General features: G+C 42.2%; 13 protein-coding genes and 1 pseudogene. 3 read left to right on the forward strand and 11 right to left on the reverse strand.

All coding sequences use genetic code 11. The annotated features are described in order from the left end of the window. Positions 1-337: 337 nt before the first annotated feature. The 10 genes and pseudogenes from HRE53_RS32445 to HRE53_RS32490 form a co-directional block, all read right to left on the reverse strand. Complete coding sequence (locus tag HRE53_RS32445) at positions 338-850, reverse strand: hypothetical protein (protein WP_235112831.1); 513 nt, start codon at positions 848-850, stop codon at positions 338-340. Between the two features lie 318 nt (positions 851-1,168). Then, positions 1,169-1,537 (reverse strand): HD domain-containing protein, encoded by a 369-nt coding sequence (locus HRE53_RS32450; RefSeq protein ID WP_235112833.1) that lies wholly within the window; start codon positions 1,535-1,537, stop codon positions 1,169-1,171. Between the two features lie 128 nt (positions 1,538-1,665). Beyond that, complete coding sequence (locus HRE53_RS32455; protein ID WP_235112835.1) at positions 1,666-2,265, reverse strand: tyrosine-type recombinase/integrase; 600 nt, start codon at positions 2,263-2,265, stop codon at positions 1,666-1,668. 319 nt (positions 2,266-2,584) lie between these two features. Then, positions 2,585-4,496 (reverse strand): annotated as a pseudogene (gene ftsH4 / locus HRE53_RS32460) (ATP-dependent zinc metalloprotease FtsH4). A gap of 96 nt (positions 4,497-4,592) precedes the next feature. Further along, positions 4,593-4,790, reverse strand: coding sequence for an electron transporter (locus HRE53_RS32465; protein WP_212664871.1), 198 nt, complete (start codon positions 4,788-4,790; stop codon positions 4,593-4,595). A gap of 364 nt (positions 4,791-5,154) precedes the next feature. Further along, positions 5,155-6,111, reverse strand: coding sequence for an RpoD/SigA family RNA polymerase sigma factor (locus HRE53_RS32470; protein ID WP_235112836.1), 957 nt, complete (start codon positions 6,109-6,111; stop codon positions 5,155-5,157). Positions 6,112-6,227: 116 nt separating this feature from the next. Continuing rightward, a complete protein-coding gene (locus tag HRE53_RS32475) occupies positions 6,228-6,386 on the reverse strand; it encodes a high light inducible protein (RefSeq protein ID WP_235112838.1) in 159 nt (52 codons plus the stop codon). Positions 6,387-6,688: 302 nt separating this feature from the next. Then, positions 6,689-6,832, reverse strand: a complete 144-nt coding sequence (locus HRE53_RS32480) for a chlorophyll A-B binding protein (RefSeq protein ID WP_235112839.1) — start codon at positions 6,830-6,832, stop codon at positions 6,689-6,691. 837 nt (positions 6,833-7,669) lie between these two features. Next, positions 7,670-7,939, reverse strand: coding sequence for a hypothetical protein (locus HRE53_RS32485; RefSeq protein WP_235112840.1), 270 nt, complete (start codon positions 7,937-7,939; stop codon positions 7,670-7,672). Beyond that, positions 7,936-8,250 carry a hypothetical protein gene (locus HRE53_RS32490; protein ID WP_235112841.1) on the reverse strand — a complete coding sequence of 105 codons (315 nt, stop codon included), beginning with the start codon at positions 8,248-8,250 and terminating at the stop codon, positions 7,936-7,938. The genes HRE53_RS32485 and HRE53_RS32490 overlap by 4 nt, the downstream gene beginning before the upstream one ends. Before the next feature lie 575 nt (positions 8,251-8,825). Between HRE53_RS32490 and HRE53_RS32495 the strand changes: the two genes are divergently transcribed. Further along, complete coding sequence (locus HRE53_RS32495) at positions 8,826-9,638, forward strand: HEAT repeat domain-containing protein (protein ID WP_235112842.1); 813 nt, start codon at positions 8,826-8,828, stop codon at positions 9,636-9,638. A gap of 54 nt (positions 9,639-9,692) precedes the next feature. Further along, entirely contained in the window at positions 9,693-10,037 is a 345-nt protein-coding gene (locus HRE53_RS32500; protein ID WP_235112843.1) for a fertility inhibition FinO-like protein, read from the forward strand. 429 nt (positions 10,038-10,466) lie between these two features. Here the strand turns inward: HRE53_RS32500 and HRE53_RS32505 are convergent, their stop codons facing one another. Beyond that, positions 10,467-10,889 (reverse strand): antibiotic biosynthesis monooxygenase family protein, encoded by a 423-nt coding sequence (locus tag HRE53_RS32505; protein WP_235112844.1) that lies wholly within the window; start codon positions 10,887-10,889, stop codon positions 10,467-10,469. A 75-nt stretch (positions 10,890-10,964) separates the two neighbouring features. On the opposite strand from HRE53_RS32505, the gene HRE53_RS32510 reads away from it, so the two are divergent. Continuing rightward, positions 10,965-11,552, forward strand: coding sequence for a TetR/AcrR family transcriptional regulator (locus HRE53_RS32510; RefSeq protein WP_235112845.1), 588 nt, complete (start codon positions 10,965-10,967; stop codon positions 11,550-11,552). The last annotated feature ends 340 nt before the right edge of the window (positions 11,553-11,892 follow it).

Raw genomic sequence — 11,892 nt, forward strand, 5'->3', positions numbered from 1 at the left:
ATTCTATTTTTTTCAGTAACAAATAATTCTTGAACATTTTTTTATGTTGACACAAATAATACGGACAGCTATAAATTTCTATTTCTTTAGCTATCGGCCAACCTACTAAATTTACAATCAAGATAAAATCTTTTTTACAGTTTTCGCATTTCTGTTTATTCGTGTATATAGCTTACAAACAAAAAATCATACAGATTAGTATAATTCTTATTTCTTAAATAATTTTTTCTTGAATAGCCTATTTTTTTATTCATAGCATCTTGAATTTCTGATGGGAACATAAGGTATTCAATTTTTTTGTTTCTTTCTAATAACAGAAATTATATTACTACTTTCATCATCCTGTAGTGTTTTTTGGCTTTCCATCTTCAAAAAGCCAAATTGCATCATCTTGTTTATAGGTTTTTCTTTTTGATACATCCACATTTACATAATAATCAGATGCATCAGACTCACTAATAAAAGATGAATTTTTACTTACCAGATTTACAGCTTTCTCTTTTAACTTTTCTGCCTCATAAGAATCATTAATAATGATAGACTTAAAAAGATTTCTTGAAATTAAACGTTGACAAAGATCGCACAAAATCGGATCTTTACAATCACACCATTCATCAATAAGAACCCAAATCTGGGCATCCATTATACGTGTATAGTCTTCTATATCTATTTTTTCTCCCTTGATAAATAATTTTCTAACAAGATTCTCATTACCATTAACTCTTCTTGGAAAAACAGATTGATCACCATCATGAAATAATTTTGAGGATCTTTTCAAAATTAATTTCAATATAACTGAAGCTGAACGAACAGCTTGATGATAGTAAATAACACGATACAATTGATCCAATGCTAATATATATGACTCAACTGCTTCAATTGCATGACGACTAATGGCAAGTGCATCAGGTCTATCCGGGTGAATATATAGAAAATTGATTATTCGACTAAGATCATATGTAGTATTTTTTTAGTCCTGCCATAGTTGAATCTCTTAAAACATAATCAAGTCTATCTGCATCCAACTGACTTGAAACAATTTTATAAACCCATTTTTGATTATTTAAAATTCTCTCATTTTTTATCAATATAGCCGACAATTTTTTTGGGTAAATCTTCATCTTCTTCAGTAAGTATTCTGTTGACTTCTGTATCTTCGTTAATCATTCTAATTGTCATTTTTTTCATGAGAAAAATTAGTATGACCAATATCATGAATGATTTCTTCAAAAGTATGACTAAAAGGGCCATGACCAATATCATGAAGCAATGCAGCAATAACTGTTGACACTCGCAGTTGAGGCTCAACTTTATCTGTTAAATCACTATTCAGTAGCACTCGCTGATACATTCTACGTGCAACATGAGCTACCCCAAGACTATGTGCAAATCGTGAATGTTCCATACTATGAAAAACAATATTTGTTAATCCATTTTGGCGAATATATCTTAAACGCTGTAATTCAGGAGTATCAATTAGTTTTCTTATTATATTATTCAGCAATTCAGTTTTCCCGGAAAACTGAATTGCCCCCATGCACTATATCTTGATAGGTTTTAGTACGATTCATATGAACTTAAAATAATTATTTTATTAATAGTTGGAATGCTAGCTATCCAACTATTAATAAAATAATTGAACAAAACTCTTTTCTTCCTTTACTCCTATAACTCCATCTCAAAGATCCGTGCCACATCCTTAGACTGAATTCCCAAATAAGCCATCGTCTGCTGCTGGGACTTATGCCCAAACGCCTCCATCAACAGCGGAATGGGTGTATGCCGCTTATACTGCCAATATCCCCACGTCTTTCTCAACGTATGACTCCCATAATGCCCATTTAGCCCCACCAACCGACACCAGCGCTTTACCATATTCGTCACCGTCGGCACCTGCAACACCGGACCATGCAGACTCCAGAACAGATAATCCTCATCCTCAAACACTCGAGACCTCAGCAGAGACTGAATCACCGACACCGCCTTAGAATTGAGCGTCACCAACCGATACCGATCTGTCTTTGACTGCTTCAGGTCAATCACATCCCCAATCCCCAGATACCGCACCTGGCCTGCCTTCAAAGACAGCAATTCATTCGCCCGATACGCCGTATTAATCCCCAACGTAAACAGACACAGATCCCGAGGACTTCCCGACAACAGCTGCTTAATCCCCGAGATCGCTTTTTTAGTCCGGATCGGCTCCACCTTAATCGATGAACCCAACTTCGGATGATTCGGATTCGACCCTTTTGGCAGCGGCATAAGTCACAAAAATAGCAATTAAGTTACTAGTCTATAACCCCAGAACTTAATCACCTATATTTCCCAGCCCCTACCATCAAAGCCTCAGCCCCTCTCCCCATCTCCCTCTTACCTACCAGAGAGATGATTAACTATTGAGCCAATAGTTAATCATCTCTCTTCTAGTACTATCGCCAGCCCATCATCCAGGTCTCTCAAAACCTTCTCTAATTCAGGCCTGACGGTAAACACACAAGCAGCAAATGAGATAAGAACAGGTCTACAAAAAAAGCCCCCTGCAAAGCAGAGGGCCATCAAAGGAATTTATCAATCAGAAAGTTTAGACAGCCAGAGACTCTTCAGTCTCTTGAACATGCTGTTCAGGCTGCCCCTCTAATTCAGGATGCACCTTAGCTAGCATTTCTCTAAGACCATTACCCTCAATTACTTCCTTCTCCAGCAACTGCTCAGAAATCATCTCCAGCAATTCCTTATTTCCCTTCAGGATAGTCAGCGCTTCTTGGTGAGCCGTCTCCACAATGCCCTTAACCTCCTTATCAATTTCCTTAGCAGTCTCATCACTGACGGCCCGGCGAGCATTCATCCCCCCACCGAGGAAATTATTCTGCTGACCCTTGTCATAAGCCAGAGGACCTAACACCTCACTCATGCCGTAAGACGTCACCATTTGCTCCGCTAAATCCGTCGCTCTTTGTAAATCATTAGAAGCACCCGTAGTAATACTCCCGAAGATAACTTCCTCTGCAGCTCGTCCACCGAGTAGAGTGGCAATCTGACCTCGAAGTTCAGCCTCATTCAACAAGAACCGGTCTTCCGTGGGGACTTGCAACGTGTAACCTAAGGCAGCCATACCGCGAGGAACAATGGAAATCTTCTCCACTTGATCCGAACCGGACATCTTGGCTCCGACTAGAGCATGACCGACCTCGTGGTAAGCCACAATCTTCTTCTCTTTCTCATTGAGCACTCGGCTCTTCTTCTCTAGACCAGCTACCACTCGCTCAATGGCTTCAGCTAAGTCTTGGGTTTCAACCACCTTGCTATTTCGTCGTGCTGCTAACAGAGCGGCTTCATTAACCAAGTTGGCTAAGTCAGCCCCTGCAAAACCAGGAGTACGTGTGGCCATGGCTTTGAGGTCAACATTCTCACCGAGCTTCACTTTCTTGGCATAGATTTCCAAGATGGCGAGACGACCTGTGAGGTCAGGACGGTCTACCAAGACTTGACGGTCAAATCGACCGGGACGTAATAGGGCAGGGTCTAAAGTCTCAGGACGGTTGGTTGCGGCTAAGACAATCACGGTGGCATCGTCGCTAGCACCAAATCCATCCATCTCTGTTAAGAGTTGGTTCAGGGTTTGTTCACGTTCATCGTTTCCACCCACGAAACCATTACCACCAGATCTCGATTTACCAATGGCATCGAGTTCATCAATAAAGATAATGCAGGGGGCTTTCTTTTTAGCTTGTTCAAACAAGTCACGAACCCGAGCGGCACCTGTACCGACAAAGAGTTCGACAAATTCTGAACCAGAGATACTGAAGAAAGCAACCCCTGCTTCACCCGCGACAGCCTTAGCCATCAGCGTTTTACCTGTTCCAGGAGGGCCTACAAGTAAGACACCTTTGGGAATCTTGGCACCAATATCAGTGAAGCGCTTGGGAGACTGGAGAAACTCAACAATTTCTTCGAGTTCGGCTTTGGATTCTTCTACACCAGCGACATCATCAAAAGTGACTTTGTTGTCGTCGCCTTCAACGTAGACTTTGGCTTTGTTCTTGGTCACAGACAAGGCACCTTGGGGACCACCGCCACCCATGCCACCACGACTAAAGAATTGGAAGATGGCCACAAAGATTACGGGAGGAATCACCCAACTTAGTAATGTGGTGAACCAGCGATTCGCAGGGGGGAGGAGTAGCAGCAAATTCAACACCCTTGGATTCGAGCAGCTTGGGTAGCTCTAAGTCAAAAATAGGTGTGGTTTCTTGAACTCGATTGGCATTCTCCTCTGTACCTTTGAGTTGATAGCGGATCACGTCTTGGCCAACATTGACCCGAGCAACCTCTCCATCTTGGACTTGCTCAATAAAGAAGCTATAGGGCACTTTAGAAACTTGTGGACCGTTACCAAAGGTCAACACTAGATTTAATACTAATAGCCCTAGAGGCAGTAACAATAAGATTGTTCTTAAGGGATTAGGACGGCGGGGTTTGTCATTAACTGGCATGAGAAGGTCCTTATCTAAAAAAGTTGTGTATGACTCGATGAGCAAGACTCAGGTCTTGAGGTGGGGATAATGTCCACCCTTTGTGGCGTTGGCTCTTTAAGCGAGGAGTCCAAGACGTTTGCCGTTGTCGCGAGCTAGTCGAATCCAACCTTGACGGCGACTCCGGTCAATACCCATTTGATTGCAGACATTCGTAATGGCTTTAGAGTGCATAGCGATGCCTTTGCCTCTGAGCTTTACAAATTTGGGCTGACCAACGATGTTGCGAACTAGGACGACGAGAGGGGCAAACATGATGAATTCCTTTGTGTAACGTTATGTAAACTATATTAACTAGTTTGTAACGTTGTGTCAAATAAATTTACATATTGGTTTTCTTATGGTAAAGAGATTGATTTTATATTTATTGCATTTTATAGCTTTAGATCAGATATTTTAGAAGTTAAATGTAGATATAGGGTTATAGATCCTATATGAAATCAAATAATCAAGTTTTAATAGATTATTTGCCAATTTATACACTTTTTATAAATTTTTTGACTTCATACTGAAGTGTCTGGGCTGATTGTCTTTTGTAAACGTATGTAAAACAAAAGCAGCTGCTCTTCTATATAAAGAGCAGCTGCTTTTGTAGTGAGGATATTTGAGTGGTCCTAGGTTAAGAGGCCATATACTCTTGTAAAACTACTTTCTGGGACCGAAGGAGTCGAAATGCTTCTCGCTCTACCCGACGTACCCATTCCCGACTCACATTCAGACGCTCACCCACTTTCGCTAAGGTCAATGGGTTTTGGTCAATCAGGCCATATCGTAAGGTAATCACTTTCCGCTGTTGAGGATTTAGATCTTGTAGGAGTTTTGCTAAATCCGACCGTAAAGAAGATGCGGTTGCATAGTCTTCCGGGGACGCATGAGGGTCTTCTAGTAATTCCCAAAGTTCAGTATTTTGCTGATCGCCAATCTGAACGTCCAAAGAAATCGAATGGCGAGCATAACTCAAGAAGGCTTCAACTTTCTTTGGAGCAAGGTCCATTGCCGTTGCTAACTCTGCGACAGTCGGGTCACGATAGAGCTTGAGAGAGAGTTGGCGTTGAGCTTTACGTAGCTTGCTTAATTTTTCATTGATATGGATTGGCAAACGAATGGTTCGTTCTTGTTCGGCAATGGCGCGAGTCATTGCTTGTCGAATCCACCAATAAGCATAGGTAGAAAATCGATAGCCTTTGGTGGGGTCGAACTTCTCTACTCCTCGTTGCAGGCCAATCGTGCCTTCTTGAATCAGATCGAGGAATTCGAGCTTAGCTTTGTTATATTTTTTGGCAATGGAGACGACCAATCGCAAATTGGACTCAACCATTTTTCGATTGGCAGTTTGACCCAACTTTAGATCTTTCTGAAGCTGAGAGACAGACATTTCAGCTTGCTCTGCCCATTCCGATAGCATAGGCTCTCGGTCGAGTTGTTCAGTCAGCTGTTGCTTGAGGTCTTGCAACATGGCCATTTGCTGCACTTGTTTGCCAAGCATGATTTCTTGCTCATGATCCAGCAAAGGAAAACGGCCAATTTCTTGCAAGTAAAGGGTAATCGAATCTTTACTCTGAACTGAGGATTTCATAGTGGGGAGGATTCAATAATGGAAGAGAAGGGGGCAACAAATAACCCCAGCTCACAACTGGGGTCAAATAATAAGGAAGAGATAATTCAGGACGATGAATCAGGCGCAAATCGTCGTTAATTAATAAAGAAGAAAAAGGCAGTCAGTTGTCCAAGGATTCCTTTTCCGGTTAATACCTCGGTGAGCAAGGCGACGAAAAATCCCCACATGGCTAAGCGACCACTGAAAGTCTCTGCAAAGCTGTTAAAACCCCAAGTCTGATTTTTGATGCTCATGGTGTGTGACTCCGTAAATGCGAATTAGCTTATGTAAACTAATGTAAATCTTATGTAAAGTTTTGTCAACCCCAAGATCAAATTTCTGTTGGGCTGAATACTGAGGAAAGAATTTGACTCTGACGGCTGGATGAGAGGGGCAACATTCATGAGAAAACCCAGCCAAAAGGCTGGGTTTTCTCATGAATGTTGAATAGCTGAAAGTATTGAAAATGCTTGAACTGGGGTGTCTCCGTTCGGCAAATATCTATAAATGTCGTATTGCGAATGAGACGTAGGCGAGAGGAGAGTTCAGAAGCGATTTACATCAAGCCCCAGAAGTGTAAGACACCTTTACCGGTGACGAGTTCAATAACTAAGGCGATATAGAAGCCAACCATTGCAAGGCGGCCACTCCAGGCTTCTGCGAAGGGATTGAAACCAAAAAAGCTGTTGGATGAATTCATAATCTTGGACTCCGTGAAATCATGTGTTTTGTAACCTTATGTAAATAAATGTAACAGTATTCCGATGTACTGTCAACTGTGTGAATCGATTTTCTCTTTCCTGTATGCCTGGGGATGGGCAAGATGGCTATCTCGATACGGCCTTTGTTTATCAATAGACACGTTTTGGTCGCTAAGGCTGAAATGATTGTCCAGTATAGGTTAGAGAACTAAGCATAAATGCTTAGTATTTACCTGTTGGAAATTACACCTTGCAAATTTTTTAAAACAGTACTGTCCCATTTACGATGCTTGGGCAGTTTTGGGAAAGTTTCTGAAAGCTATATAAATCAATAGATTTAGAATTCTAGTGTCCCAGATATAGTCAAAGATGGGACAGTAACATCTTTTGCATATCTAACATTTCAGAAGGTAGTTACATTATAGATTTTTAAATTCTGAAATGCTTACTCTAAATAGCTTTCACTCATTCTACTGGCCATATTGCGCGATTACTATTGGAAGGCCGTCTCAGCGATCCTTACTTTTGGGGGCACTACCGTCCATTTTTTAAGCACAAGCGAACTCATCTCAGTCCTTGAAAGGACTGAGATGAGTCTCAACAAACACCACCTCAGATTTAGAGAGTTCTTCTGACTCTCCAACCCACACAATACTTGCGTAGTTTACGAAGGTCCTCTCTATTAATCTCTATTGTCTAGGAGCTTACAAAATATTAAGTGACTCATTATCTAGTCAAACTCCAGTTCAATTTCATCTTCGTCTTCATCTAGGTAATCAATAATTGGTGCGTCAGATTGATGCCTTGGCTCGACCAAATTATGAGCAGATGAAGAGTTAGCAAAAACTATATCCAGGAATTTGGTTCCTCAACTGCTGAAAATAATCTTTTATATTCATCTCAGCTAATTCGATAGCTCGAACGATGTCCTGTTCATTCCCTCCATTGGCAATCATGGCTAGTGGTTCAAAGATGTCTATCAATCTCAATGAGACTTTCTCTGGATATTGCTTGCCATAGAAAGCCTTGATAGCAGATAAAACCATTTCTTCCCGTGAGCCTTTGAGGGGCTGACGACGGATGACAAAATTAGCTCGTTCACTCATGACTGCCCCCAGGTGCGAGTTGATGCTAGGTACAGCCAGATATCCAATGCTCGATAGGCCCACTGAGAATTAATTTCATCGTAGAAATCCCGCAACTTTTTCAGGACTTGATCTAGAGAAGATCTATCGCTCATCTGACACTTGTTGTTTCCATACTCACTCACTCGTCGTGCTGCGACATTAAAAAGCTGGTAAATGAAGAATTCATAAGGTGAAGCATCACCGAAGTCTGCCAAAGCAAATCCTCGGGTAGCTGACGAATCAGTATCGACATTTATGTAGAGTGTCACGCTCTGTTGATTAACGCTCAAGTTTGTCTCCAAAATTTCAAAAATGTTCTTATTGAAAACCTACCCAGAATGGCTTGCTATGAAATTCTCTTTTTTATCCAATTTCGATCCTTGCCATAGAAATAAGTAGATTTGACAATAAAAAAAATGGCTTCAATTAGTACTGAATGCACTTTCATGGGATATACACAGAAAAAGATGAGATTTCTTGAGCAGCTCCTAAAATCCTGGGAAAACACCCCTCAAATACATTCTAGGAATGGATTACAGCGATCCAAAACTGCCTGTCGTCGGGGAAAATTTTAATGTATGCACTACGCCCATGTTTTGGGCCGTCGCGGAAAACTCCAAAAACAGGAAATCAGGGTACTTTGCAAAACCGTGTAAAAAGTTTCACAGCAAGTTCAAAACTCATGCAAACAGCAATGGCAAGAATAAAAAAAACTGAATCCTGGTAGATCTATTTCATGGATGTACCCCAGACAATCCAGATTCTAGATTGCAATCAGAACTATGCAGCAGATGCAGATAAAAATGGTTAGTATACTTGCCCCAACTTTCAACTGCCCATGCCTCGAAAGTGATAGGACGAATTTATGGCCATCAATGACTATCATCCCCCCATCTCAAAATTGCTCACCTATGGTGAGTGCGACTACTCCTCCCCTGAATCCTGGACTAGTTACATTCAAGAACTAGATCTAACGGCTGAGCATATTCCTGAACTGATTCAGATGGCGACGGATCGGGAGTTTGATTTAGAGAGCAGTAATGGGACTGAATGCTGGACACCTGTTCACGCTTGGCGAGCTTTAGGGGGTTTAGAGGCTGAGACTGCCATTATGCCGTTACTCAACCTCCTGGAAGACCCGGATCACGAGTGGGCGCAAGAAGAAATTCCCAAGGTGATGAGTTTGATTGGCCCTTCTGCCTTATCTGCAGTCCAAGACTACATTGCCAATCCCAGACATAACCTATTTGGCCGACTCTCTGCGACTAACTACTTTAAGAGACTGTACGACCGCCATCCAGACCAGCGAGAACAGTGCATCGAGGTTATCACCCAGCAGTTAGCCAGCTATAAAAAGAATGATCTGGGCCTCAATGGGTTTCTCATCCTGGGCCTTTGTGACCTACAGGCCGTTGATAAAGCCCCTGAGATCAAGAAAGCCTTTGAGGCTCAACGAGTGGATCTGACTATTATGGGAGATTGGGATGAGGTTCAAGTTGCACTCGGGCTGAAAACCCGTGAAGAAGTACCTCAGCAAGGATTTCCCATCACGGACGTCTTAGGAGTATTGTCAGACCCATCAGAGCCTATACCGTCTTTCCAACATTCCCCACAACGACCTTCCTCTCAAGGCTTTGGGCACACCTCCTCCAAAAGTAAAAAGAAGAAGAAACGCTAATGAATCATTTCACAATGCCCCTATCTGCTATCACTGATTGAAGAGGATTTAACCATGGCGACTGCCGCCCAGATTCAGATCACCTGCAAAATCTCTGAAGTCCCCAAATCCAAAATAGTCAATGGCTTGGTGGAGTTTTGCTTAACAGAGAACAATCAGGCAGTGACAGTACGGGTCAAACCCAAACAATTCAAGCAGCTGACGGATCATCAGTTTGAGTACTGGGCAGCTTCTATCGTGGGCAAGCTGGGTCCAGTAAATGCCAGAGGCTTTGAATTGCTCAATCCTGGGATTCAGGTCTATCCAAGGAAACCCAAAGCAGGCGAAACCCCCAACCCATCAAACAATCAACCCTCTACTGGCAAGAAGAAACTGACGGAGGGGGTCCACTTTGGCTAAGCCTGAAGTTAAGAGGGTTCATTCCCTGCAAGATTTTGATGGAGAAAGCAAAGGCTAGTTCAGTCCAAGGTTGCCAGTCTCCTTTTTCCGGGTCCGTACAGACACACATTTGCCCATTGACTGGCATGGAGGCCGTAACAGGCCTCAAACGACCGAAGCTGTATTTAGGGGCAGCTTAAACCCATAAGCTATGAATACCAAAGGTTATAGCTATTCTCATTAAATATTATTTATTGAGAATATTGTTGACTTACAAACGCTGTAACGACCAAAATTGGTTAATTACTATAGTGCATTTATACTAAATTGCCCCATATCGCAGCTACGGTCGTTTGAGGCCAAAACAGACCTAAGTATTGAAGGATCCTCTCTACCCGACTAATAAATTGTCCCTGCGTCAAATTTTGCAGAGACAACTGGTAGACGAGATTACTTTGAATTCGAACGGTGCGTTGAGACAACCTGATAAGGATGAAAATCAGGTGAGGCAATTGAAAACACATTTTGCATGTTTGGAGCCTTGCCGCTCTGAATGACCTTCACAGCAGCATCGACTGCTGCCTGATCTGTCCATTGAGCATAAACAACAACATGATCACTATTGAGGCTGCGATGAATTGTTGATGAGATGAATCCAGGCTGCAATTTCATTTCTTCGTCCATCCCCGCCTGCAGTAATCGGATGACCTCATCTTGCTTCCCAGATTCTGGTGTAAGCACGTTTACCATTGTCAATGTTTGTAATGACGGATCGATTGTTGCTGTCCTGACTGGAGATTGGGCAAATCCATTGACACTAGAGAGTCCCGCAATGACGATGGTTAAGGCACTGATGGCTAGAAAACTCTTCATTGCTTTTTCCTTAGTATCTGAATAATATAGTGACTACTATATAAATATTTAATGGCAAAGTCAAGGAATAAAATAGTGATCGATACAAAAAAGAAGAAACCTCGTGGGCGACCGCCCAAATTAGATCGTGACCACGCTATCAGAATAGCCATGCATCTGTTCTGGCAGCGCGGCTACGATAGTGTAGGTATTGCTGAATTGAGTGATGCGATGGGAATCAAGCCACCCAGCCTCTATGCAGCCTTTGGTAGTAAGTTAGGGTTGCTTCAAAAGGCAGTTGAGGCATATGAAACAGATGATGGCCGTTTTGTGCTTGAAGTTGCTACAGCTGCTAACACGTTGCCACAACTAGTATTGGACGTGTTAGTTGAGGCAGCGAAGGCATATACCAGCGATCGGCATCGACGGGGCTGTTTAGTGCTTGACGGTGGGCGAAATAGCAACGACCAAGAAGCGAAAAGTTTTTTGTTGCTAAGACGTAAAGCAGCTTGCGACATGCTCACAGTTGAGCTTGCTCGCCTTGGTGCTATCGATCCCAAAAAACTCGCGGATTACATTCTGATTGCTATGACGGGGCTATCTGGTTCTGCCCGAGATGGCGTTGGCTGCGAAGCGCTGACTAATGCAGCTAAGGATTTTGCGAAAGCTGTTGAATTAGACTGATTTCATGCATCCCTCGTTCGGCGTTGTTCAATATCGGACCAAATTAGGTAACACTTTCACTGCAATACAAAATCCTGAAAAGCTTAATTAAAAAGTGTTTTGAAGATTATAATCTAGTGACAAGTGTTACCCTGATTCGAACACTTTCCAAGTGCTTAACTCAGCGATGGCATGTCGGCATGTTGAGAGAAACGCAACATAAATTGTATAGATTCCAAGATCACTAAATGAGATCTGTGATTGATATTCCTGATTTCTATATAAAAACAGGAATTAAAAAATTGTTGTGTTTAGCTATTCCTTTTTCTATAAGGATTTCAGCGTAATAAAATGTCCGATA

This window comes from Acaryochloris sp. 'Moss Beach', assembly GCF_021497025.1.
Taxonomy (GTDB): Bacteria; Cyanobacteriota; Cyanobacteriia; order Thermosynechococcales; family Thermosynechococcaceae; genus Acaryochloris; species Acaryochloris marina_A.